We start from the raw sequence: 22662 nt of genomic DNA, 5'->3' as shown, positions 1-22662 counted from the left end.
CACACCGGACCTCGTGGGAGCTGGCTTGCCAGCGATGAGGCCAGCAAAATTCAACTCCAGCCCTCAGCCCTGTTCCGGCCCGATCAACCGATAGCCGACCCCGGGTTCGGTAACGATAAACCGCGGCGCCGTCGGGTCATCGCCGAGCTTCTGCCGCACATGGGCGACGACGATACGCAGGTAATGACTGTCATCGACATGGGTCGGCCCCCAGATATCCTTGAGCAGTTGCTGCTGGGTGATCACCCGCCCCGGATGGCTGGCCAGTTGCGCCAGCAAGGCATACTCCTTGCGAGTCAGCGCCACCTCGATGCCGTCCAGAGTCACCCGGCGAAACGCCAGGTCGACGGTCAAGGGCCCGAAGCTCAAGGCCGAGGCGGTGGTGGAAGCCTGCGGCGCCTGGCGCAGCAAGGCACGCACCCGGGCAAGGAATTCCTGAATGCCGAAGGGCTTGGTCACATAGTCGTTGGCACCGTTGTCCAGCGCCTCGACCTTCTGGATTTCACTGGCCCGCACCGACAGCACCAGCACCGGCACCGCGCTCCACTCACGCAGCTCACGCAGCACCTGCTGGCCGTCCATGTCCGGCAGGCCGAGGTCGAGCACCACCAGGTCGGGGCGCGCCAACGCCGCCTGGGTCAGGCCCTCGGCGCCGGTGCCAGCTTCCACCACCTTGTAGCCCTGAGAGCTCAGGCTGATACGCAGGAACTTGCGGATTTGCGGTTCGTCATCGATGACCAGCAGGGTCGCGCTCTGGCTCATGGGGCTTCGCTTTCAGGCTCGGGTTGGGTCGGCAGCGGCAAGCATAAAGTGATGCAGGTGCCCTTGCCATCGATACCGTCGGCCACCCGGATGTGCCCGCCGTGGGCGCCGATCATGCCCTGGCAGATCGCCAGGCCCAGCCCCGTGCCCTGCCCGCCCCGGTCACCGCGCGCAGCGGTGTAGAACATGTCGAAAATGCGCTCGCGGTCGGCCTCGGGAATGCCCGGCCCTTCATCGCTGACGGCAAAACACAACAACTCGCCCTCAGTGCTGACCTGAAGCTCCAGCCGCCCAGCGGCCGGAGAAAAACGTGCAGCGTTCTCCAGCACATTGATCAGCGCCTGCTCGATCAACGCGGCGTGAACGAACAACAGCGGCAAGTCGGCCGGCACCTCGGTGCGCAGTTGCAACGGCGCCAGCACCACCCGCAGGCGGTTCAGGGCGCTGCCGACGATATCGGTGGGCGCCACCCAGTCGCGCGCCAGTTTCAGCCCGCCATGGCCCAGGCGGGTCATGTCGAGCAGGTTCTGGATGTAGCGGTCCAGACGCTCGGCTTCATTGCGGGTGCCTTCGAGCAGCTCCTGACGGTCAGCCTTGGGGATCGCCTCACCGAGGGCCAGCAGGCTGTCGATGCTGCCGCGCATGGCAGTCAGTGGCGTGCGCAAGTCGTGGGACACCGAGGCCAGCAAGGCGCTGCGCAACTGTTCGGTTTCGCCATGCAGGCGTGCCGATTCGAGCTGCTCGGCCAACCGCGCCCGGGCCAGGGCCTGGGCCAGCGGCTGGCTCAGGGCCTTGAGCAGGCGGCAATGCTGGGCGGTCAGTTGCTCGTCCTTGCGCGGGCGCACACCGAGCAGCGCCAGGCACGCGTCATCTACCGACAGCGGCCACCACCACCAACGGCCATTGGGCAAGGTATCGCTGCCCAGGCCAGCCGCCTGGTCATGCTGCCAGGCCCAGTCGGCAGCGGCGCGTTCGTTGTCGCTCAACTGCAGGTTGCCGCCACTGGCCACCTGCAGACGGCCCTCGGCGTCGCGCTCAAGCAGGCACACCTGCAGGTCCTGCCAGCCATCCAGATGCTGGCCGGCGGCGGTGAACACCGCCTGGCGGTCGGTGGCAGCGGTGAGCTTGCGCGACAGTTCGAGCAACTGGCTGGTCTGCTCCTGGGTTTCGCGCAGGGCCTGCAACTGCCGACGCTGGCGCGCAGCAAGGTTACCGGTGAGCGCTGCCATCAACAGGAAGAACAGCGAAGTCAGTACGTCCTCTTCACGCTGGATGCTGAACGAGAAAGTCGGCGGGATGAACAAAAAATCGTAGGCCAGGAACGACATCACCGCACAGGCCAGTGCCGGGCCCAGGCTGCTGCGCACCGCCACCAGCAGCACGGCGGCGAGAAACACCAGGGAGATGTTCGGCAAAGCCAGCACGCCGGCCACCGCCCAGGCCAGGCCGGACGCCAGCATCGTGGCGGCCAGGGCCAACAGGTAATGGCGCCACACCCAGACCTTTTTCACCGCCGCGCTCGGCGGCTCGGGCTGGGTGTCGCGGTCGAGCACGTTGATTTCCAGGCCATGGGCGTCACGCAGCAAGCGCGTCGCCACCCCGGCGCCGAACAGGCGCCGGCGCAGGCGATCGCGCGACTGGCCGACCAACACCAGGCTGGCGCGCCGTTCCAGGGCATGCTGGATCAGGGTTTTGGCCACCTCGCCAGCACGCAGCAGCACCACTTCGCCGCCCAGGCGCTCAGCCAGTTGCTGGGCCGCCTGCAAGCGCTGGCGCGCGGTTTCGTCGCGCAGCCGGCCGTTGTCCACGTGCACCAGGGTCCAGGGCAGATGCCGCCGCTGCGCCACCCGGCTGGCGTGGCGTACCAGTCGTTCGGCCTGGGCATCGCCATCGACGCCGACCAGCAAACGCCCGCGCAAGGCCGGAGCGTCCTGGCCGAGCTGGCGGTAGCCGTGGGCCAGGTCGGCATCGACCTGGGCCGCGGCCGTCTGCATGGCCAGCTCTCGCAAGGCAGTAAGGTTGGTTTGGGAGAAAAACGCATCGATCGCCGCCCGGGCCTGCTCCGGCACGTACACCTTGCCTTCGCGCAGGCGTTCGAGCAGCTCGCGCGGTGGCAGGTCGATCAGCACCAGTTCGAAGGCTTCCTGCAGCACCCAGTCCGGCAGGGTTTCGCGTACCTGCACGCCGGTGATGCCACGCACCTGGTCGTTGAGGCTTTCCAGGTGCTGGACGTTGACCGTGGTGTAGACGTCGATGCCAGCGGCGAGCAGTTCCTGGACGTCCTGCCAGCGCTTGGCATGACGACTGCCTGGGGCGTTGCTGTGGGCCAGCTCGTCGACCAGCACCAATTGCGGGCGGGCCTTGAGCAGGCCGTCAAGGTCCATTTCTTCCAGCAGCATGCCGCGATAGTCGCTGCGCAGCAGGGGCTGCTGGGGCAAACCGCCGAGCAGCGCTTCGGTTTCGCTGCGCCCGTGCGTCTCGACCACCGCCGCCAGCAGCGTCACCCCCTGGCGCAGCTGGGCATGGGCGGCCTGGAGCATGGCGTAGGTCTTGCCCACCCCAGGTGCCGCGCCCAGAAATACCTTGAGCCGGCCGCGCCCTTCGCGCGGCAGCCCGGCCAACAACGCATCAGCGCGTTCGGAATTGCTCATGCTCACTGCCTGTCCTTATTTCGACGCCGGCGACAGCCGCTCAAGGGCGCTGTTCAGGGCCAATACATTGACCACCGGCGGGCCGATCAAGGGGTGCAGGGTGGACTGCTCGACCAGTACTTGCAAGGCCTCGGGCGCAACCTGGCGCGCCGCTGCCACCCGCGGCAGCTGGTAGGCCACCGCGGCTGGCGACAGGTGCGGGTCAAGGCCGCTGCCGGAGGTGGTCAGCAAGGCCAGCGGCACCGGCCCTTGTGCTTCGATGTACAACTGCGCGGCGCTGTTGGTGACCCGCTCGGCCAGCGCCGGGTTGCTCGGCGCCAGGTTGCTGGCGCTGCTCGATACCGTGGCGTAGTCGCCCGCCGAAGGCCGCGACTGAAACCAGCCCTCGCCCTCGAAGCGTTGCGCGATCAACTGCGAGCCACGCACCTGGCCCTGGTCGTCGCGCAGCAGGCTGCCATTGGCCTGCTCGGGGAAGGCCACTTGGGCGATGCCGGTGACCACCAGCGGGTACACCGCGCCGGTGATCAGGGTCATCAACAGGATCAGGCTCAGGGCCGGACGGATATGGGTAGTCATGGTCATCTCCTTGGTTCAGACCAGCTTCAGGGCGGTGAGCAACAGGTCGATCAGCTTGATCCCGGCGAACGGCACGATCAGCCCGCCCAGGCCGTAAATCAGCAGGTTGCGGCGCAGCAGGTGGGCGGCGCTGGCGGCCTGCACCCGTACTCCGCGCAGGGCCAGCGGGATCAGCACAACGATGATCAGGGCGTTGAAGACGATCGCCGAAAGGATCGCGCTTTGCGGGCTGCTCAGGTGCATCAGGTTGAGCACGCCCAGTTGCGGGTAGATCGCCGCGAACAGCGCCGGGAGGATGGCAAAATACTTGGCCACGTCGTTGGCAATCGAGAAGGTGGTCAGCGCGCCACGGGTTACCAGCAGCTCCTTGCCGACCTGGACCACATCCAGCAGCTTGGTCGGGTCGCTGTCCAGGTCGACCATGTTGGCCGCCTCGCGGGCTGCCTGGGTACCGTCGTTCATGGCCATGCCGACATCGGCCTGGGCCAGCGCCGGGGCGTCGTTGGCACCATCGCCGCACATGGCTACCAACCGGCCGTCATTCTGCTCCTGGCGAATGCGCGCCAGCTTCTTCTCCGGGGTGGCTTCGGCGAGCACGTCGTCGACCCCGGCTTCAGCGGCAATGGCGGCGGCAGTCAGTGGGTTGTCACCGGTGACCATCACCGTGCGGATGCCCAGCTTGCGCAGCTCGGCAAAGCGCTCGCGGATGCCCGGCTTGACCACGTCCTTGAGGTGGATAACCCCCAGCAGGCGCTTGTCGACGCACACCAGTAACGGCGTGCCGCCGCTCTGGGCGATCTTGTCCACTTCCCGGGCCAGCGGCACTGGCATTTCCAGGCGCTGCATGGCGACGAAAGCCAGCACCGAATCCACCGCGCCCTTGCGGTAGCGACGCTGCTGATAGTCGATGCCGGACAGCCGGGTTTCGGCGCTGAAGGCTACCGGTGTGAACTGGTCGGCCGCCGGTTCGTTGAAGTCATGCAACTGGCGCAGGTATTCAACGATCGACTTGCCTTCGGCGGTATCGTCGGCCAGCGACGCCAGCAAGGCGCCCTCGCCCAGCTCCCGCGCAGTGACGCCCGGTGCCGCATGCAGGGCGCTGCAGCGGCGGTTGCCGAAGGTGATGGTGCCGGTCTTGTCGAGCATCAGCACATGCACATCGCCTGCGGCTTCTACCGCACGGCCGGAACGGGCAATCACGTTAAGGCGTACCAGGCGGTCCATGCCGGCAATACCGATGGCCGACAGGAGGCCGCCGATGGTGGTCGGAATCAGCGTGACCAGCAGTGCCACGAGGAACACCAGCGGGATGCTGCCACCGGCAAAATGGGCGAACGGCTGCAGGGTCACCACGACCACCAGGAAGATCAGGGTCAGGCCGATCAGCAGGATGTCCAGGGCGATCTCGTTGGGCGTTTTCTGCCGTTTGGCGCCTTCGACCAGGGCGATCATGCGGTCCAGGGTCGACTCGCCGGGGTTGCTGGTGATGCTGATCAGCAGCCAGTCGGACACCAGCCGGGTGTTGCCGGTGACCGCCGAACGATCACCGCCGGACTCGCGGATCACCGGCGCAGACTCACCGGTAATCGCCGCCTCGTTGACCGCCGCGATGCCTTCGAGCACCTCGCCGTCGCCAGGGATCATCTCCCCGGCCGAGACCTTGACCACATCGCCCTTGCGCAGGCTGGTGGCCGGGACAATCTCGAAGCTGCCCGAGGCCGTGCGCCGACGGGCACTGAGGCCCTGGCTGCCGGCCTTGAGGCTGTCGGCGCGGGCCTTGCCACGGCCCTCGGCGAGGGCTTCGGCGAAGTTGGCAAACAGCACGGTGAACCACAACCACAGGGCGATCTGCACCGCCACGCCGGTCGGCACGCGGCTATCGGGCAGCAAACACAGCAAGGTGGTGAAAATCGCGGTCAGTTCCACCACCAGCATCACCGGCGAGCGCTTGAGCTGACGCGGGTCGAGCTTGACGAAGGCCTGCACCAGCGCCGGGCGCCACAGAGCAGCAAAGGTGGTGCGCGCAGCCTCGGGGGCCTGCGCCTTTACTTCAGGAATCGGCATGTTCATCAGTTGTTCCTCACAAGCCCAGGCTCAGGTATTCGGTCACCGGCCCCAGGGCCAGGGCCGGCAGGAAGGTCAGGCCACCGACCAGCAGGATGGTCACCACCAGCAAGGTGACGAACAGCGGGCCGTGGGTCGGGAAGCTGTTCTGCCCCACCGGTGCGGATTTTTTCAGCGCCAGGCTACCGGCCAGGGCCAGCACCGGCAGGATGTAGCCGAAGCGGCCGATCAGCATGCCCAGGCCGATCATCACGTTGTGGAAGGTGGTGTTGGCACCGAGGCCGGCGAAGGCCGAACCGTTGTTGGCGCTGGCCGAGGTGTAGGCGTACAGCAGCTGGCTGAAGCCATGGGCACCGGGGTTGCTGATCGCTGCTGCCGGGCCTGGCAGGCTGGCCGCCAGGGCGCCGAGCACCAGCACGCCGACCGGCATCACCAGCAAGGTGGCCACCAGCAACTGCACTTCCCGCGCCTGCAGTTTCTTGCCCAGGTATTCCGGGGTGCGGCCGATCATCAGACCGGCGAGGAACACCGCGATCAGCACGTTCAGCAGCATGCCGTAGAGCCCGGCACCGACGCCGCCAAAAATCACCTCGCCAACCATCATGTTGACCAGCGCGACCATACCGCTGAGCGGGTTGAGGCTGTCGTGCATGTTGTTCACCGAGCCGTTGGAGGCGGCGGTGGTGGTCACCGTCCAGAGCACGCTGGCGGTGGTGCCAAAGCGGCTTTCCTTGCCTTCCAGCGGCGCGGTCTGCTCAACCAGCGGGCTGTTCAGCGTCGGGTTGGCCTGGTGCTCGCTCCACAGCGCGGTGCCGCCGCCGATCAAGAACAGCGCGAGCATGCCGGCGATGATTGCCCGGCTCTGGCGCATGTCCTTGACGTAATGGCCGAAGGTAAACACCAGGGCCACCGGAATGAGGATGATCGAGGCCACCTCGAACAGGTTGCTCCAGGCCGTCGGGTTCTCGAACGGGTGCGCCGAGTTGACACCGAAAAAGCCACCGCCGTTGGTGCCCAATTGCTTGATCGCGATCTGGCTGGCGGCCGGGCCGAGCGGGATGGTCTGGTCGGCGCCTTGCAGGGTCAGGGCATGCACGTAATCGGCGAAGGTTTGCGGTACACCCTGCCATACCAGCAACAAGGCCAGCAGCAGGCACAGCGGTAGCAGGCCGTAGAGGGTGGCACGGGTCATGTCGACCCAGAAATTTCCCAGGGTCCTGGCGGAACGGCGGGCGATGCCGCGGCACAAGGCAACCAGTACGGCGAGGCCGGTGGCGGCGCTGACGAAGTTCTGCACGGTCAGGCCGAGCATCTGGCTCAGGTAGCTGACCGAGGCTTCGCCGCTATAGGACTGCCAGTTGGTGTTGGTGACAAAGCTCACCGCGGTGTTGAACGCCAGCGACCACTCCTGCCCCGCCAGCTGCTGCGGGTTGAGCGGCAGGTAGCCCTGCAACAGCAGCACGGCGAACACCAGCACGAAACCGGCGAGGTTGAAGGCCAGCAAGGCCAGGGTGTACTGCTGCCAGCTCTGTTCCTTGCTGGCGTCGACCCCGGCCAGCCGGTAGCAGCCACGCTCGACCGGCCCGAGCAGCGGCGACAGCCAGGTGCGCTGGCCCTCCATTACCTTGAAAAAGAAACGCCCGAGCAAGGGTGCCGGGAGCAGTACCAGCGCAAAGAACGCCAGCAGCAACGCGTAATCGTAACTGTGCATGGTCGCTCCTAACCCCGATCGGCGCGCAGCAGCGCGACCAGCAGGTAGATCATCAAGGCCACTGCCAACAGCAGTGACACCCCGTCCAGAATGCTCATGAAAACTCTCCGTCCTTACGGCACGTGCCGCTGACGGTCATTGTCGGTAGAGGGGCTGTAAAGGGGCGAGATCGAGAGCCTGGGGCGGGCATAAAGAATGCGTAAATAACGCGATCCGGCGTCGCCTGGATTGCGACCGCTGCGCGCTCGATCGCGGGGCAAGGCCCGCTCCCACAGGGGCAGCGCATAGATATTTGTGGGATGTTTCCGATTCCGCCCAGCGGTGCGCCAGGTCGAGATTGTCAGTGCTAGGTTCCGGGCCTCTTTGCCTGAATGCATCTATGAGGCACAGCGATGATAGATATCAATACCTGGCCCCTGAACGCCCAGATCGGATTCGGCCTGGCGCCTTTCGTTATCGCGTTATCCGGCGTTGCCATCGACGTGCATATCGCCTGCTCACGACATTTCGAGGTTATGTGTACAGCGCTGCAGAACAATCGCGGGCTGGAGCAACAAATTCAGCTATGGGGACGCAGGGGCGTTATGTCACGCACCCTGGTGGTTGCATCTATCAGTGGCGCGCTAGCTTGGCCGAGCACCGGCATTGGCAGGAGGGTCCTTGAAGTGGAAGAAATTCACGAGCTTCCTACCTACCTGCAGCGCCGAATGAAGGTGTCTTGCTGGTTGACGCTTGTAGGCGGCATCTGGCTGATGATCGGCGCCGGCTTGGTACAGCTGGGGAGGTACTAGTGAGCCCGGCGTCGCCTGGCGTGCGACCGCTGCGCGCTCGATCGCTGGCAAGCCAGCTCCCACAGAAGGCCCGCCCCTACTGGATTTGCCACTGCAGGGGTTGCTGGTAATCGGCAACCCAGTCGATCACCTGCTCAGCCGGCATCGGCCGGGCGATGCAGTAGCCCTGGGCGACGTCGCAACCCAGGCCCATGAGCAATTGTCCATGCTCGACCGTCTCCAGGCCCTCGGCGATCACCTGGCGGCCAAAGGCCCGGGCCAGGCCGATCACGGCGCGGGTCAGGGCCAGGTCGTCCTGGTCGTGGAGGATGTCGCGGACGAAGGATTTGTCGATCTTGATGGTCCGCGTCGGCAGGCGCTTGAGGTAGCTGAGCGACGAATAGCCGGTGCCGAAATCATCCAGGGAGAACTGCACGCCCAGGCGCTGGCAGGCCTCCAGGCACTGGCTGACGCGCTGGATGTTTTCAATGGCGACCGACTCGACGATTTCCAGGTCGAGCATGGCCGGGGCTACATCCGGATGACGGCCCAGCAACAACTTCAGGCGTTCGACAAAGTCATCACGCTGCACATGGCGGGCGGCGATATTGACGCTGACCGGCCACTGGTGACCCAGCGCCTGCCAACGCTGCATCTGGCTCATGGCCTGATCGATGACCCATTCGCCGATCTCGACGATCAGGTCGGTCTGCTCGACCTGCGGCAGAAAATCGCCGGGCATGACCAACCCCTTGCTTGGATGGTGCCAGCGCAGCAACGCTTCGAAGCCGATGACCGCGCCGCTGTGCATGTTGACCTTGGGTTGGTAGTGCAGGCACAGCTCACCCTTGTGCAGGGCCTGGCGCAGGCGCGCCACGGTCTGGTGGGTAGCCTTGACCTCCTGGTCCAGCGACACGTCGAACAGGTGGAAGCGATTGCGCCCGCTCTGCTTGGCCACGTACAGCGCCTGGTCGGCGTGGCGCACCAGGGTGTCGGTGTCTTCGTTGTCCTGGGGGAACAGGGTCACGCCGATACTGGCGCTGACGCGAATCTCCTGGTCGCGGATCTGGTAAGGCGCGGCTATCGCGGTCAGCACCCGGTCGAGCGCCGCCTGCAAATGCGCCGGGTTCTGCACATGGCGCAAAATCAGCACGAACTCGTCGCCCGACAACCGCGCCACGGCATCACCACCGCGCAGGATGCCCTTGAGGCGCGTGGCCACTTCGACCAGCAGCAGATCGCCACTGGCATGACCGTAACCGTCGTTGACCGCCTTGAAGCCATCCAGATCGAGCATGCACACGGCCAGCGGAATGTCCTCGTTGCGCGAGAACTCCAGGGCCTGGTTGAGCAGGTCGGACAGATAGGCACGATTGGGCAGACCGGTGAGCACATCGTGGCCCACCCGCCATTGCAGGGTGTGCAGCAGCTGGCGTTTCTCGGTGACGTCGAAGCGGATCGAGACGAACTTGCGCACCTTGCCAGTGGCCGGATCAATCAACGGCACCATGGTGCTGTCGACCCAGTACAACGAACCGTCCTTGGCCCGGTTGCATATCTCGCCCTTCCACACCCGCCCGGCGACCAGCGCGCGCCACATGCCAATAAAGAATTCCGGGCCGTGCAGGCCGGAGTTGAGGATCCGGTGATTGGCCCCCAGCAGTTCCTCGCGGCTGTAGCCGGAGATGCTGCAGAACTGCTCGTTGACGTAAGTGATCCGGCCACTGAGGTCGGTTTCGGAAAAGATCGCGGCGGCATCGACAGCCGCGCGGTAGTTATCGTCCATGAATTCCTCTGCACCCTGGTGGTTAGCGATTGAAACGCTCGACCAGGGCCCGCAGGCCCGAAGAAATGCTTTCCAGCTCGGTGCCGCGGCTGGCCGCGGCATTGGCGTTGCGCGCGGTGGCCTGCACCGTGCTGGCAACGTTGTTGATCTGCTCGGAGACTTCTTCGGCCACCGAGGATTGTTCTTGCGAGGCGGCAGCCATCTGCTGGCTCATGTCGCTGATGCGCTCGACGGCGGCACGAATGCCCTGCAAGGCGCGCTGCGCCTCCAGCACCTGGGCCACGCCCTGCTCGGCCTCGTGGATGCCGAGGCTGGCGATGCTCACCGCTTCGTCGGCGCCGCTGCGCAGGTTCTCGATGATACCCTGGATCTGCACGGTCGAATGCCGGGTCTTGGCCGCCAGGGCGCGAACCTCATCGGCGACCACGGCAAAGCCACGACCCTGCTCGCCGGCGCGGGCCGCTTCAATGGCGGCGTTAAGTGCCAGCAGGTTGGTCTGTTCGGCAATCGCGCGGATCACTTCAGCGGCGAGCATGATGTCCTGGGTCTGCCCGGCCAGGTGGGTGACCGCCTGGTTGATCTGGCTGACAGTATTGGCCAGTAACTGGATGGCCTCGCGGCTGGTGCCGGCGACCTGGCTGCCCTGCTCGGCCAGTTGGTTGGCGGTCTGTGCCTGGACTGCGGTCTGCTGCACATGCTCGGCCACCTCGCCGATGGACGCGGCCATTTGCGTCATGGCGGTGGCGGTCATGTCGGTTTCGGCGCGCTGTTCAAGCAACGCGGTTTCGGTGCTGCTGGACAGGCGACTGGAATCGCTGGCGGCTTCGGCCATCTGCGTGGCCAGGTCGCTCAGGCGGGTGAGCGCGGTTTTGAGGCGCGCTTCTTCGCTGATCAGGATCATCTGCAACTGCGCCGCCGGGCCCAGTTGATCGCTGTAGGTCAGGGCGCTGATCTGATCGGCAAAGGTGTTGTTCGAGCACGCCACGATCTGCCCGAGTTGGCGGCCCAACCGGTTATGGGCCCAAAGGCCGATCATCGCGAACAGGCCAAGGGTGATGCCCTGGCCCGGCCAGCCCGGCAGCGCCTGGTTGGCCGCCACTGCCAGCGCGCCGGCAGCCAGGGGCAGGCTCATCACCTGGCTCAACTGGGCCAGACGGCGCCCGGCCGAGACCGCCGGCTTGCCTTCACGCAACCGCGCATAGAGTACTTCGGCGCGGCGCACCTGCTCGCGGCTCGGCTTGACCCGCACCGACTCGTAGCCGACCAGGCGGCCGTCTTCGAGTATTGGCGTGACATAAGCGCTGACCCAGTAGAAGTTGCCGTTCTTGCAGCGGTTCTTGACGATCCCCATCCAGCTCTGGCCGGCCTTGAGGTACTGCCACATCAGGGCAAACACCGCCGGCGGCATGTCCGGGTGGCGGACCAGGTTGTGCGGGCTACCGATCAACTCGGCCTGGCTGAATCCGCTCATGGCGGCGAATTCGGCATTGCAGTAGGTGATGTTGCTGGCGATGTCGGTGGCGGAAATAAGCCGCTGATCCTCGCCGAAAGTCTGTTCGACCGAGGTGACCGGCATGTTGAGACGCACGATAAAACTCCATTTGCAGTGGTCTGCCAGGTTGTCCTGTGCAGCGCACAAACCATTCGTCCAACACCGAGATCAGCCTTCTGCCGGGGTGCTTTGCTGAAGAGTCTCAGCTGGCTCACCCCGGTTGAAACTCGATGGCTTTTGACCTGTCCAAACGATCAATTCTACGAATTACATCACATTATGCAAACAAAGGTGATGAATTGTGGCGTTGTCTCTTGCGGATAGATATCGTTAAGTTCTTGATTCTAAATGGGAATTAAGCGATGACAATTTCAAGTTTGGGTTCGGCCATCAGACGTTACCGCAAGGTAGCCGGGCTCACTCAGGCTGAACTTGGCGAGAAAACCGGTTTTGACCCCAAGACCATCAGTCGCTTCGAAACCGGCACCTACACTCCCAGCGTGGAAGCCCTGCTGACCTTTGCCGAGGTACTGGGCATCAAACTCAAAGCCTTCTTCGCCGAGCAGGACGACGAAGACGAGCAACGTGCCTACCTCTTTGGTGTCATTCACAAGGCCCCACGCCAGGACCTGGGCAAGCTGATTGCGGCGGTAGACCTGGCCTTGTCCAAGCCTTAGTCCCGGCAACACGGAAAAAGCGGCAGGCTGAACCTGCCGCTTTTTTCTGCCCGCGCATTGCACCTCAACTGGTCAGACCGGTAAAGTCAATTCTTGCCCTTTAGACCGAAAACCCCTTGCAAAGCTGAAAAATTCGCGCCTACACTGACCCCGCACTGGACATACCGGTAAGACCACAATAATTAAGTCCTCCGCTCTTTCGCCCCTCGTGGCATCGAAGCAGGGACACCGACCAGAGATCCCTCCCATGCTCAAATGGTGCTCGCGTTCGATCTTCCTCCAAGTGGTGTTGGGCCTTGTGCTAGGCATAGCCTGCGGCCTGAGCTTTCCTGAAGTTTCCCTGCAACTCAAACCCCTCGGTGACGGCTTCATCAAGCTGATCAAGATGTTGATCGGGCTGATCGTGTTCTGCGTGGTGGTCAGCGGCATCTCCGGTGCCGGCGACCTGAAAAAGGTCGGGCGCATCGGCCTGAAATCGGTGATCTACTTCGAAATCCTGACCACCATCGCCCTGGTGATCGGCCTGGTATTCGCCTTTACCTCCGGCATCGGCAGCGGCGCCAACATTCACCTGGACCAACTGGCCAGCAGCGAAGCCAGCAACCTGGCCGAACGCGGCCAGCACATCCACGGCACTGCCGCGTTCCTCATGGACCTGATTCCGACCTCGGTGGTCGGTGCCTTTGCCGACAACAACATCCTCCAGGTCTTGCTGTTTTCGGTACTGTTCGGCAGCGCCCTGAACCTGGTGGGTGAAGCGGCCTCGGGCATCTCGCGGCTGATCAACGAACTGAGCCATATCATCTTTCGCATCATGGGCATGATCGTGCGCCTGGCACCCATCGGCGTATTCGGCGCCATTGCCTTCACCACCAGCAAATATGGCCTGGAATCGCTGCAGCACCTGGGCGGCCTGGTCGCCTTGTTCTACCTGACCTGCACCGGCTTCGTGCTGCTGATCCTGGGCACCGTGATGCGCCTGTCGGGGCTGAAGATCCTGCCGTTCATCAAGTACCTGCGCGAAGAGCTGACCATCGTCCTCGGCACCGCTTCTTCCGACGCCGTGCTGCCGCAGATCATGCGCAAGCTCGAGCACCTGGGCATCGGCAGCTCGACGGTAGGCCTGGTGATTCCTACCGGTTACTCGTTCAACCTCGACGGTTTCTCGATCTACCTGACCCTGGCGATCGTGTTCATCGCCAACGCCACCGGCACACCGCTGGCCATGACCGACCTGCTGACCATTCTGCTGGTGTCGCTGATCACCTCCAAGGGCGCCCACGGCATCCCCGGCTCCGCCCTGGTAATCCTGGCCGCGACCCTGACTGCCATCCCGGCGATCCCGGTGGTCGGCCTGGTGCTGGTGCTGGCGGTGGACTGGTTCATGGGCATCGGCCGGGCGCTGACCAACCTGATCGGCAACTGCGTGGCCACCGTCGCCATCGGCCGCTGGGAAGGCGATATCGACATGGAGCGGGCCAACAATGTGCTGTCGGGTAAGCAGGGCTTCGGCTTTGCCCAGCGCAAGACCCCGAATGCCCATCAACAAGAGTTCTGAGCAATAGGGCCGGCAGCCCCACTGCCGGCCACAGGAGCAAACCATGCAAGTGTTCTCATGGAGTGAACAATGATTACTTCATCGACAGTAGTGAACTCAGTGGTGGAAAAACTCCGCCAGGCCCTGGCCCGCGGCCAGTGGCGTTCCGGTGACATGCTTCCGGGCCAGCGTGAACTGGCCGAACAACTGGGCATCAGCCGACCGAGCCTGCGTGAAGCGGTGACCGTGCTCGAGACCCTCGGCCTGGTGCGTTCGATGCCAGGCAAGGGCGTGCTGGTGCTGGACGCCGATGCGGCAGAAACCGCCATGCCCCAGAGCGGTGTCGCCGAGGCCAGCCTGGAAGACGTGCTGCAACTGCGCTACACCCTCGAACCCTTCATCGTCGGCCTGGTGGCACAGTCGATCAGCAGTAAGGAAATCGGCCAGCTGCGCCTGACCCTTATGGACATGCGCGAAGCGCTTGAGGCCGAAGACAGCGAAGCCGGGGTCAACGCCTACATCGCCTTCCACGAAGAGCTGTTCACCCTGACCGCCAACCCGATCTTCCAGAGTGTGGTGCAACAGACCAGCAATGCCCTCAAGCAAAGCGCCGCAGTGCTGCGCAATTCGCCCGAGCATCTGGCGGCAAGACTTGAGGAAAACGAAGCGGTGGTGCGCGCCATCCGCAACAAGAACAGCGCCCAGGCCAGCGCGCAGATGCGCCACCATATCCTCCAGGAAGGCCGGCGCATGGGTATCGAACTGAACATCCCGGACGATCATCCGGGCAACTGACCCCAGGAGTGCGACCATGAACGCCAGCGCCCACGCCCATGACACCGCCCTGCCCTCGCTGCTCGCCCAGGGTGAGCGCCGATTGTCGGCCGAGCAGATCTACCCGCGCCTGTTCGATGCCATCCTCGAACAGCGCCTGGCCCCTGGCAGCGCCTTGACCGAACAAGCGCTTGGCGATGCCTTCGGGGTCAGCCGCACGGTAATCCGCCGGGTGCTCGGGCGCCTGTCGGATCAACAGGTGATCGTCCAGCGCCCAAGCCACACCGCGCGCCTGGCCGCACCCGACCCACAGCATGCGCGGCAGATCCTCAGCGCCCGGCGCCTGGCCGAAACCACCCTGATCAGCCTGGCGGCCAAACGTTCACGACCGGCGAAGATCCGCCAACTGCGCGAGCTGGTGGCCCGCGAGCGTCAGCACCATGAGCAAGGTCAGCGCTGCACGGCGATTCGCCTGGGTGGCGAGTTTCACCTGAAACTTGCGGAAATGGCCGACAACGTGCCGTTAGCGCGTTTTCTCAACGGCCTGGTACCGCAAACCTCGCTGATCATTGCCCAGTACGAAGCACGGCCGTGCAGCCATTGTGCCTGGCAGGAACACGCGGCGATTATCGATGCGCTGGAGGACGGCAATGGCGAGGCCGCGTTGGCGTTGATGCATGAGCATCTGGACCATATCGAGGCCAAGCTCGACCTGGATGATTGAGGATTTTCACCGGGAACAGCGGTCTGGTGTAGGAGCGGGCCTTGCCCCGCGATACGATGTGGCAGACAGGACGTTATCGCGGGTCAAGCCCGCTCCTACACATAGATGAGCATGCTGATGAACGAAAGGATCACCCCGGTAGACCCCGACCAGTACCCGACCCTGACTGCCGTCTGGGAAGCCTCGGTACGCGCCACCCATGACTTTCTGCCCGAAGGCTACGTCGACCAGCTGCGCCCGCTGATCCTCAACGACTACCTGCCCGCTGTCGAGCTGCGTGCCTGGCACGACAACCAGGGCCAGATCCGCGGCTTTGCCGGGGTCAGCAAAGGCAAGCTGGAAATGCTTTTCGTCGATCCTCAATCGCGCGGCCAGGGCGTCGGCAAGGCCTTGCTCAGGCAAGTAATCAGCGAACTGGCCGTGCGCGAAGTCGACGTCAACGAGCAAAATCCCCAGGCCGTCGGCTTTTATCTCAAGCAAGGCTTCGAACAAGTAGGCCGCTCGGCCCGCGATGGCCAGGGCAACCCCTACCCGCTGCTGCACCTGCGCCTCAAATGACGCCGCAGCAGCGCCGCCAGGTGCAAGTGGCGATGTCCGATGCGTTCGTCGACACCCACATCGAATACCTCTGGATCGCCCGCCACCTCGTTGGCTTTGACCGCGAGCTGCTGAAAGAAATCTTCTACAGCGAAGTCGCCCCCGCCTGCTACAGCAACATCATGACGCCAGTACCGCCGATCTGGACCGGCTTCGACGAAACCTGGCTGCACGAGGAGATCGAGCAATCCCTGCAAGCCCGCCGCGACAGCTGGTGGCGGCGCCATATTGACCGCGTGCTGAACGCCACCTGGGTGTGGTTTTTCTGCCGGGAAATCTGGGCAGAGATCGTCGAGGCGCTGGATCAGGCCGAGGCCGAACAGCAGCCCGAGTGACGGCACCTATACTCAAGTAACCACCGCGTTCGACCTTTCCCAAACCACAAGGGGGCTGCGAGTTGATGCCGCGTTCCCCGCTCATCGCCCTGTTGCTCGCCTTTTTACTGGCGCTGGGCGGCTGCGGCTCACGGCAAAAGGCCCCGGAACTGCCGCCCATCCCGGTCAGCGCCGCGACCTGGCAACAGATCGACCGGGACATCATCGACGCGTCGCTGGCCACCACCAGTTCGGTCAACGACTATGCCCGGCGCTCCATGCGGGTGTGGAAGGAGCGTGTGCAGCAGTACACCGAAAGCGACTTCATCCCCTGGTTCACCGGTTATTGGACCCAGCAATGGCTGACCATGAAAGTGGCCTGGTACAAGATGAACAGCGGCGACGGCAAGGATCCGCCGGAAAAACGCCTGGCCCTGTACCTGCAGCAGCAGTACCACGAGCGGGTGCTGGACCCGGTGGCCAAGGAAATCGACCCCGAAGCCATTCGCGACCGGGCCATGGAGCTGTATATCCAGCTGCTTGGCCAGCAGTTGCAGCAGATTGCCCAGCGCTACCGCGCGCCACCCGAGCAGTTCAACCTGCACCTGACGCGGATCCAGGCCATCGGCCTCGGGCCACCGGCCAATAACAACGCTTCGCTTCATCAACTGCTGTACAGCAAACCGCTGGAGCAGCAACCCGCTTATGCGGCGCTGATCAAACGCATGCACAGTGCCGTGCGCGCCGGCACCCAGCGCTCGGACATCGGCTTGTCATCGGTCGCCCGGCAAGCCAGTGAAAAGCTCGGCGCCACCCTGGCGCCACGGGGCATTGCCAGCGCAGTGGCGGCGGCCGTCGGTCGCGCGGCGGGCACGGTGATTTCCCTGGCGGCAACCGGTATCGGCGTCATGACCCACAACCGTGAACAACCGGCGATGATCGAGCAGCTGCGAGTGATCCTCAACGTGGCACTGAACGAGGAATGGCGCGAACTGATGGAGAACCGCAAGACCGGCGCCATGGCCGGGGTCTACTACCTGTCGGGGGAGATAGAAGACAGCCTGCTGGCCGCCGAAGGCCCCGAGCGCGAACCACAGCCCGCCGCCCAGGTGATCACCCTGCCCGCCCAATAAAGGCGCGGTTTATGCGGTGACGCGGTTGTCCGGCTGGGCCTGGGCCGAGGTCGGCAAGCCGAAGATCCGGTCGAACAGCCAGTTGTAGATGAAGGTGTAGCACGGGATCAGGATGATAAAGGCCAGGTCGACGACAAAGGCCTCAAGCAGGCTCATGTCCAGCCACCAGGCAATCAGCGGAATCAAGTACACCACCAGGGTCAGCTGAAAGCCGATCGCATGCGCCAGCCGCCGGGCAACACTTCGACCGCGCTTGGCCTGACGGCTTTCCCAGTACTCGAACAGGGTGTTGTAGATGAAGTTCCAGGCCATGGCGATGGTAGTGATCATTACCGCCAGCGGCCCGGTATTGCTCGGCGCGCTGTCGGCCAGGTAGGCCAGGCCCAGGGTCGACATGCACAGGCCGATCAGTTCATAGGCGGTCACGTAGACCAGTTTGCGTTTGACACCTTGCACGTTGCTAACCTCGGTTTTGCCGTAAAAACGCCGCCCTTCAGGGCAGCTGAGGCGGGCAAGCATGCGTCAATCTTCTTGACAGCCAAAGTCAGCAGCTATCAGATTGACTGACAGGAGATTGCCATGAACTTTTCCAGCGACAACATCGAACTATTTCTCGCCGTGCTCGACCGCGGCTCGTTTTCCGCCGCCGCCCGGGCTTTGGGCCGAGTGCCTTCGGCAGTGAGCATGGCGATCGGCAACCTCGAAGCGGAGCTGGGCTTCACCCTGTTCGAACGCACCCACCGGGAAACCCGCCCCACCGCCATGGCCCAGGCCCTGGAACCCCACGCACGGATGATCGCCAATCAGCTCGGGCAGTTGCAGGTGCATGCACTGGAGTTGTCCCAGGGGCTGGAAAGCACCCTGAGCATCAGCGTGGTACCGGACATCGACCACACGCGCCTGCTGGCAGCGATCAGAACCATCAGCGAGCGTCATCCCCTGTTGGATGTCGAGGTGCTGACGACCCCGCAGGAAGATGCCCTGCAACTGCTGCACGACGGCCGCGTCAGCCTGTGCCTGGCCTTTGCCGGGCTGGCGGTGGACGCCCGGCAGCGCTTTCAGAACATCGGCATGGAATCGCTGGTGGCCTGCATCGGCCCACAGCACCCGGCCCTGCAGCAACGCCCACGGCAAATCGTCTACCTTGAAGACCTGGCCAACGTAAGGCAGATCCTGGTAGCCAGCCGCGACCTGCCGCTGAGCGACACCCGCGCCCTGATCGGCAAGGCGCACTGGCGCACCGACAGCCTGGCCATGGCCATCGAGATGGTCGAAGCCGGCCTTGGCTGGGGCGACTTCCCGCTGTCGCGCGTGGCGCCTTTATTGGGCGCGGGACGCTTGGTGCGCCTGGATTTCAGCAACACCCGCAACGAGCTGCAACTGCCGGTGCATGCGTTCTGGCGCCAGCACCAGCCGCTGCAAAAAGCCGCCCAGGAACTGGTGCGTTTACTGGGCGTGCAGTAACGCACCGGGCTGCAACACGCACGCCAGAGCAGGCCGTAGGAAAATCCTGTCAGCCCCTGCGGCAAAACTTCCTATCAATTTTTCAGTTTCGCGGCCGATACCCGTCTGGATAGGTACGAGCACACGCCAAAAGCGCCGCTCGGCACTCCTCTTTACTGGCACAAGGTCTCGGAACATGAACCTGAAATTTCGCCACAAGATCCTGCTGTGCGCCTGCGGCGTCGTGGTTCTGGCATTTGCACTGTTCACGCTTTACAACGATTATCTGCAACGCAGCACCATCCGACAGAACATCGACTCGTCGGTCAAGCAGGCCGGCGCGCTGGCCGCCAGCAGTGTGCAGAACTGGATGAGCGGACGCATCCTGGTCCTGGAAAACCTCGCCCAGGACGTCGCCCACCAGGGCGCCAACGCCGACCTCCCGGGGCTGGTCGACCAGCCTTCGTACACCAGCAACTTCCAGTTCACCTATGTCGGCCAGTCCAACGGCGTGTTCACCCAGCGTCCGGACGCGAAGATGCCCGACGGCTACGACCCGCGCCAGCGTCCGTGGTACACCGCTGCCGTGACCGCCAACCAGACGATGCTGACCCCGCCATACATGGCCGCGGTCGGCGGCCTGGTGGTCACCATTGGCATGCCGGTGAAGAGCAAGGCCAACGGCGAGCTGCTCGGCGTGGTCGGCGGCGACCTGAGCCTGGCAACCCTGGTCGACATCATCAATGCCGTGGACTTCGGCGGTATCGGCCACGCCTTCCTGGTCGACCGTAACGGCCAGGTGATCGTCAGCCCGGACAAAGACCAGGTGATGAAGAACCTCAAGGACATCTACCCGGGCAGCAACCTGCATATCGCCCCGGGCACCCACGAGGTGACCCTGAACAAACAGGACCGGATCATTTCCTTCGCCCCGGTCAGCGGTCTGCCGACGGCTGACTGGTACATCGGCCTGTCGATCGACCGTGACAAAGCCTACGCAGGTCTGAGCCAGTTCCGCACCTCGGCCATCATCGCCATGTTGATCGCCGTGGCTGCCATCGCCGGCCTGCTGAGCCTGCTGATTCCAGTGCTGATGCGTCCGCTGACCACCATGGGCCGTGCCATGCAGGACATCGCCCAGGGCGAAGGCGACCTGACCCGCCGCCTGGTCGTCGAGAACAAGGACGAGTTCGGTGAATTGGCCGGTGCCTTCAACCAGTTCGTCGAGCGGATTCATGCCTCGATTGCCGAAGTGTCCTCGGCCACTCGCCAGGTTCACGACCTGTCCGAGCGCGTGATGAGCGCCTCCAACGCCTCGATCACAGGTTCCGAAGAACAAAGCATGCGCACCAACAGCGTGGCCGCAGCGATCAACGAGCTGGGCGCCGCCACCCAGGAAATCGCCCGCAACGCCGCCGACGCCTCGCAACACGCCAGCGGCGCCAGCGAGCAGGCCAACGACGGTCGTCAGGTGGTGCAGGAAACCATCTCGGCAATGACTTCGCTGTCGCAGAAGATCAGCGAATCCTGCGAGCAGATCGAAACCCTCAACGCCAGCACCGATGACATCGGCCAGATCCTCGACGTGATCAAGGGCATCTCCCAGCAGACCAACCTGCTGGCGCTCAACGCCGCCATCGAAGCGGCCCGTGCCGGTGAAGCCGGGCGTGGTTTCGCCGTGGTTGCCGACGAGGTCCGCAACCTGGCCCACCGCACCCAGGAGTCGGCCGAAGAAATCCACAAGATGATCACCACCCTGCAGGTCGGTTCCCGCGAGGCGGTGCACAACATGAACGCCAGCCAGGTCTCCAGCGAAGAAAGCGTGCTGGTCGCCAACCAGGCCGGCGAGCGCCTGAGCAGCGTGACCCAGCGCATCGGCGAGATCGACGGCATGAACCAGTCGGTGGCTGCCGCGACCGAAGAGCAGACCGCCGTGGTCGAAAGCCTGAACCTGGACATCACCCAGATCAACGTGCTGAACCAGCAAGGCGTGGCCAACCTCAATGACACCCTGCGTCATTGCGATGCCCTGGCCCAGCAGGCCGGGCGCCTGAAGCAACTGGTCGACAGCTTCAAGATCTGACACGCGTAAACAACAAAGGGGCCATTTGCGGCCCCTTTGCTTTACCCCTCCCCGCTACACCGCCAGCACCCGCTTGGCCCGCCCCAGGCGCAACCAGCCGATCAATACCGCCAGCATCAGCACGAAGCCCAGGTAACCGAAGAACGGATAGACCTGGCCGACCAGGCTGATAAAGCCGATCAGGCTGCAGACAAACGCCGCCACTCCCGCCGCCACCGAGCCCAGACGAAAACTGCGGGTGCCCGCCGGCAATAGCCGCGCCAGGAACGAATACAACGTGCCCACCGCGGTGTTGACGATCATGCCGAAGATGATCACGCACATGATCACGCCCAGTGCCGGGGAAATTTCGCTGGCAATCGACAGCATCGGCATCGGCAGATCAGCGATGGTATCCAGGCGTGACAGCAGCCCTGCGCTCATCACCAACATCAGCCCGCCCAAAGCCGCACCGCCAAGAATCCCGCCCCAGATCGCGGTCTTCTCCAGGCGTGCCGAGCCGCCGAGAATCGCCAGGATCGGCGCACCGGCGACGATGTTGTACGACACGTACAGGAACGCACCGAGCAACCAGTGGCTGGTGCCCGCCTCCTGCTGGCTGGCCACCTGGTCCAGGGCGGCAAAGCTCAGCTCGCGGGTGAACACCGCGTACAAGGCAATGGCCGTGGCGATGAGGATCAGAAACGGCGTCACCGCACCGATCAGCAGGATCACCTTTTGCACATCCAGGCACACCACCGCCACCACCAGCACGGTGACCAGCATGCTACCGGCCAGCGCCGGAATGGCGAACTGCTGTTCCAGCAAGGCCCCACCGCCAGCAAGCATCACTACGGTGACCGCGAACATGAAGAAGGTGATCAACAGGTCGACTAACAAGCCCAAGTGGCGCCCGCAGATGGCATACACCACATCCTTGTGCGAGGCCGCCTGCAAGCGATTGCCCAGCCCGGCCAGGGCCATGCCGAGGAAAGTGAACAACGCTGCGCTGACCAGCGCCCCGAGCAGGCCCCAGAGGCCGAAGTCGACAAAGAACAGCAACAGCTCCCGCCCCGAGGCGAAACCCGCGCCAACGATCACGCCGATAAAGGCGCCTGCAATTTTCAGCTGCTCTTTCATTTCCAACCCTCTGGTATCGATGGCCCTGTCCGGGCCTTGTTGTTGTTTTTACCCAGTGTTGCCTTTCTGACTCAGTCGTTGCCGATCCAGGCCTGTACCTCGATCTCGACATCCACGCCCAGGGCCAGGCCGGCACTGACGGTGGAGCGCACCGGGTAGCTGTTGGCGAAGAAGCTTTTGTACACCTCGTTGAAACCGGCGAAATGGGCCATGTCGGACAGCCACACAGTGGCCTTGATCACCTGATCGAAACCGACGCCGCATTCGGCCAGGGTTTCGCCGATGCGTTCCAGAGCGGCCCGGGTCTGAACCTGAATGTCGCCACGCACCACTTCGCCGTCGGCGCGCATGGGGATCTGCCCGGAAAGGAACAGAAAGCCGCCGACCTTCACCGCCTTGGAAAACGGATACGGCAGGTGGCTGGGGATACGCTGGATAGTTGAGCTCAT

The 22662-nt window shown here is 64.0% G+C and carries 21 protein-coding genes; 10 read left to right on the top strand and 11 right to left on the bottom strand.

Features of this window, described 5'->3' with window-relative positions; all coding sequences use genetic code 11:
• Nucleotides 1-63: 63 nt before the first annotated feature.
• Genes JV241A_RS08540 through kdpF form a run of 6 tightly spaced genes read right to left on the bottom strand, consistent with a single transcriptional unit; the run spans nucleotide 64 to nucleotide 7862 of the window.
• Nucleotides 64-762 (bottom strand): response regulator, encoded by a 699-nt coding sequence (locus JV241A_RS08540; protein ID WP_115086163.1) that lies wholly within the window; start codon nucleotides 760-762, stop codon nucleotides 64-66.
• On the bottom strand, nucleotides 759-3413 hold the full coding sequence (locus tag JV241A_RS08535) for a sensor histidine kinase KdpD (RefSeq protein ID WP_134061953.1): 2655 nt from the start codon (nucleotides 3411-3413) through the stop codon (nucleotides 759-761). Before JV241A_RS08535 ends, JV241A_RS08540 begins: the two co-directional genes overlap by 4 nt.
• A 15-nt stretch (nucleotides 3414-3428) precedes the next feature.
• Entirely contained in the window at nucleotides 3429-3989 is a 561-nt protein-coding gene (gene kdpC, locus JV241A_RS08530) for a potassium-transporting ATPase subunit KdpC (protein ID WP_134061951.1), read from the bottom strand.
• A 15-nt stretch (nucleotides 3990-4004) separates the two neighbouring features.
• Nucleotides 4005-6059: a potassium-transporting ATPase subunit KdpB gene (kdpB, locus tag JV241A_RS08525; RefSeq protein WP_115086160.1), complete on the bottom strand. Its 2055-nt coding sequence runs from the start codon at nucleotides 6057-6059 to the stop codon at nucleotides 4005-4007.
• Nucleotides 6060-6069: 10 nt separating this feature from the next.
• Nucleotides 6070-7764, bottom strand: a complete 1695-nt coding sequence (kdpA, locus tag JV241A_RS08520) for a potassium-transporting ATPase subunit KdpA (RefSeq protein ID WP_134061949.1) — start codon at nucleotides 7762-7764, stop codon at nucleotides 6070-6072.
• A gap of 8 nt (nucleotides 7765-7772) precedes the next feature.
• Complete coding sequence (gene kdpF / locus JV241A_RS08515; RefSeq protein ID WP_036996387.1) at nucleotides 7773-7862, bottom strand: K(+)-transporting ATPase subunit F; 90 nt, start codon at nucleotides 7860-7862, stop codon at nucleotides 7773-7775.
• Between the two features lie 294 nt (nucleotides 7863-8156).
• On the opposite strand from kdpF, the gene JV241A_RS08510 reads away from it, so the two are divergent.
• A complete protein-coding gene (locus JV241A_RS08510; RefSeq protein ID WP_115086158.1) occupies nucleotides 8157-8555 on the top strand; it encodes a hypothetical protein in 399 nt (132 codons plus the stop codon).
• A gap of 76 nt (nucleotides 8556-8631) precedes the next feature.
• Here the strand turns inward: JV241A_RS08510 and JV241A_RS08505 are convergent, their stop codons facing one another.
• Together JV241A_RS08505 and JV241A_RS08500 are read right to left on the bottom strand one after the other, a co-directional pair.
• On the bottom strand, nucleotides 8632-10320 hold the full coding sequence (locus JV241A_RS08505; RefSeq protein ID WP_134061947.1) for a GGDEF and EAL domain-containing protein: 1689 nt from the start codon (nucleotides 10318-10320) through the stop codon (nucleotides 8632-8634).
• Nucleotides 10321-10342: 22 nt separating this feature from the next.
• Nucleotides 10343-11908 (bottom strand): PAS domain-containing methyl-accepting chemotaxis protein, encoded by a 1566-nt coding sequence (locus JV241A_RS08500; protein ID WP_115086156.1) that lies wholly within the window; start codon nucleotides 11906-11908, stop codon nucleotides 10343-10345.
• A gap of 266 nt (nucleotides 11909-12174) precedes the next feature.
• On the opposite strand from JV241A_RS08500, the gene JV241A_RS08495 reads away from it, so the two are divergent.
• The 7 genes from JV241A_RS08495 to JV241A_RS08460 all read left to right on the top strand — a co-directional run bounded on the left by JV241A_RS08495 (nucleotide 12175) and on the right by JV241A_RS08460 (nucleotide 17568).
• Nucleotides 12175-12489, top strand: a complete 315-nt coding sequence (locus tag JV241A_RS08495) for a helix-turn-helix transcriptional regulator (protein ID WP_115086155.1) — start codon at nucleotides 12175-12177, stop codon at nucleotides 12487-12489.
• Between the two features lie 247 nt (nucleotides 12490-12736).
• Nucleotides 12737-14047 carry a C4-dicarboxylate transporter DctA gene (locus JV241A_RS08485; RefSeq protein ID WP_038994418.1) on the top strand — a complete coding sequence of 437 codons (1311 nt, stop codon included), beginning with the start codon at nucleotides 12737-12739 and terminating at the stop codon, nucleotides 14045-14047.
• A 69-nt stretch (nucleotides 14048-14116) separates the two neighbouring features.
• The gene (locus JV241A_RS08480) at nucleotides 14117-14821 is read left to right on the top strand and encodes a FadR/GntR family transcriptional regulator (protein WP_134061945.1); all 705 of its coding nucleotides are present in this window, start codon (nucleotides 14117-14119) and stop codon (nucleotides 14819-14821) included.
• A 16-nt stretch (nucleotides 14822-14837) separates the two neighbouring features.
• On the top strand, nucleotides 14838-15524 hold the full coding sequence (locus tag JV241A_RS08475) for a GntR family transcriptional regulator (protein ID WP_134061943.1): 687 nt from the start codon (nucleotides 14838-14840) through the stop codon (nucleotides 15522-15524).
• A gap of 117 nt (nucleotides 15525-15641) precedes the next feature.
• A complete protein-coding gene (locus JV241A_RS08470) occupies nucleotides 15642-16082 on the top strand; it encodes a GNAT family N-acetyltransferase (RefSeq protein ID WP_115086350.1) in 441 nt (146 codons plus the stop codon).
• On the top strand, nucleotides 16079-16456 hold the full coding sequence (locus tag JV241A_RS08465; protein WP_115086152.1) for a hypothetical protein: 378 nt from the start codon (nucleotides 16079-16081) through the stop codon (nucleotides 16454-16456). Before JV241A_RS08470 ends, JV241A_RS08465 begins: the two co-directional genes overlap by 4 nt.
• 65 nt (nucleotides 16457-16521) lie before the next feature.
• Nucleotides 16522-17568, top strand: coding sequence for a hypothetical protein (locus tag JV241A_RS08460; protein WP_134061941.1), 1047 nt, complete (start codon nucleotides 16522-16524; stop codon nucleotides 17566-17568).
• A 9-nt stretch (nucleotides 17569-17577) separates the two neighbouring features.
• On the opposite strand, the gene JV241A_RS08455 is transcribed toward JV241A_RS08460, so the two are convergent.
• Complete coding sequence (locus JV241A_RS08455) at nucleotides 17578-18024, bottom strand: PACE efflux transporter (protein WP_115086150.1); 447 nt, start codon at nucleotides 18022-18024, stop codon at nucleotides 17578-17580.
• Between the two features lie 123 nt (nucleotides 18025-18147).
• Here JV241A_RS08455 and JV241A_RS08450 point away from each other — a divergent pair, with 123 nt between their 5' ends.
• Both JV241A_RS08450 and JV241A_RS08445 read left to right on the top strand, forming a co-directional pair.
• A complete protein-coding gene (locus tag JV241A_RS08450) occupies nucleotides 18148-19032 on the top strand; it encodes a LysR family transcriptional regulator (RefSeq protein WP_134061939.1) in 885 nt (294 codons plus the stop codon).
• A 175-nt stretch (nucleotides 19033-19207) separates the two neighbouring features.
• Nucleotides 19208-21094 (top strand): methyl-accepting chemotaxis protein, encoded by a 1887-nt coding sequence (locus JV241A_RS08445; RefSeq protein WP_115086148.1) that lies wholly within the window; start codon nucleotides 19208-19210, stop codon nucleotides 21092-21094.
• A gap of 54 nt (nucleotides 21095-21148) precedes the next feature.
• Here JV241A_RS08445 and JV241A_RS08440 read toward each other — a convergent pair whose 3' ends face one another.
• Entirely contained in the window at nucleotides 21149-22213 is a 1065-nt protein-coding gene (locus JV241A_RS08440; RefSeq protein WP_134061937.1) for a hypothetical protein, read from the bottom strand.
• A gap of 71 nt (nucleotides 22214-22284) precedes the next feature.
• A complete protein-coding gene (locus JV241A_RS08435) occupies nucleotides 22285-22662 on the bottom strand; it encodes a RidA family protein (RefSeq protein ID WP_134061935.1) in 378 nt (125 codons plus the stop codon).

Source organism: Pseudomonas sp. JV241A (assembly GCF_900275665.1).
Classification (GTDB): domain Bacteria; phylum Pseudomonadota; class Gammaproteobacteria; order Pseudomonadales; family Pseudomonadaceae; genus Aquipseudomonas; species Aquipseudomonas wadenswilerensis.
Note: the sequence above shows the minus strand (reverse complement) of the source record. Positions and strands in the feature narration are given on the sequence as shown.

Excerpts from the sequence above, each read along its gene's own strand:
- JV241A_RS08540 (WP_115086163.1), bottom strand. The coding sequence starts at position 762 with ATGAGCCAGAGCGCGACCCTGCTGGTCATCGATGACGAACCGCAAATC.
- JV241A_RS08535 (WP_134061953.1), bottom strand. The coding sequence starts at position 3,413 with ATGAGCAATTCCGAACGCGCTGATGCGTTGTTGGCCGGGCTGCCGCGC.
- kdpC (WP_134061951.1), bottom strand. The coding sequence starts at position 3,989 with ATGACTACCCATATCCGTCCGGCCCTGAGCCTGATCCTGTTGATGACC.
- kdpB (WP_115086160.1), bottom strand. The coding sequence starts at position 6,059 with ATGAACATGCCGATTCCTGAAGTAAAGGCGCAGGCCCCCGAGGCTGCG.
- kdpA (WP_134061949.1), bottom strand. The coding sequence starts at position 7,764 with ATGCACAGTTACGATTACGCGTTGCTGCTGGCGTTCTTTGCGCTGGTA.
- kdpF (WP_036996387.1), bottom strand. The coding sequence starts at position 7,862 with ATGAGCATTCTGGACGGGGTGTCACTGCTGTTGGCAGTGGCCTTGATG.
- JV241A_RS08510 (WP_115086158.1), top strand. The coding sequence starts at position 8,157 with ATGATAGATATCAATACCTGGCCCCTGAACGCCCAGATCGGATTCGGC.
- JV241A_RS08505 (WP_134061947.1), bottom strand. The coding sequence starts at position 10,320 with ATGGACGATAACTACCGCGCGGCTGTCGATGCCGCCGCGATCTTTTCC.
- JV241A_RS08495 (WP_115086155.1), top strand. The coding sequence starts at position 12,175 with ATGACAATTTCAAGTTTGGGTTCGGCCATCAGACGTTACCGCAAGGTA.
- JV241A_RS08485 (WP_038994418.1), top strand. The coding sequence starts at position 12,737 with ATGCTCAAATGGTGCTCGCGTTCGATCTTCCTCCAAGTGGTGTTGGGC.
- JV241A_RS08480 (WP_134061945.1), top strand. The coding sequence starts at position 14,117 with ATGATTACTTCATCGACAGTAGTGAACTCAGTGGTGGAAAAACTCCGC.
- JV241A_RS08475 (WP_134061943.1), top strand. The coding sequence starts at position 14,838 with ATGAACGCCAGCGCCCACGCCCATGACACCGCCCTGCCCTCGCTGCTC.
- JV241A_RS08470 (WP_115086350.1), top strand. The coding sequence starts at position 15,642 with ATGAACGAAAGGATCACCCCGGTAGACCCCGACCAGTACCCGACCCTG.
- JV241A_RS08465 (WP_115086152.1), top strand. The coding sequence starts at position 16,079 with ATGACGCCGCAGCAGCGCCGCCAGGTGCAAGTGGCGATGTCCGATGCG.
- JV241A_RS08460 (WP_134061941.1), top strand. The coding sequence starts at position 16,522 with ATGCCGCGTTCCCCGCTCATCGCCCTGTTGCTCGCCTTTTTACTGGCG.
- JV241A_RS08450 (WP_134061939.1), top strand. The coding sequence starts at position 18,148 with ATGAACTTTTCCAGCGACAACATCGAACTATTTCTCGCCGTGCTCGAC.
- JV241A_RS08445 (WP_115086148.1), top strand. The coding sequence starts at position 19,208 with ATGAACCTGAAATTTCGCCACAAGATCCTGCTGTGCGCCTGCGGCGTC.
- JV241A_RS08440 (WP_134061937.1), bottom strand. The coding sequence starts at position 22,213 with ATGAAAGAGCAGCTGAAAATTGCAGGCGCCTTTATCGGCGTGATCGTT.
- JV241A_RS08435 (WP_134061935.1), bottom strand. The coding sequence starts at position 22,662 with ATGAGCTCAACTATCCAGCGTATCCCCAGCCACCTGCCGTATCCGTTT.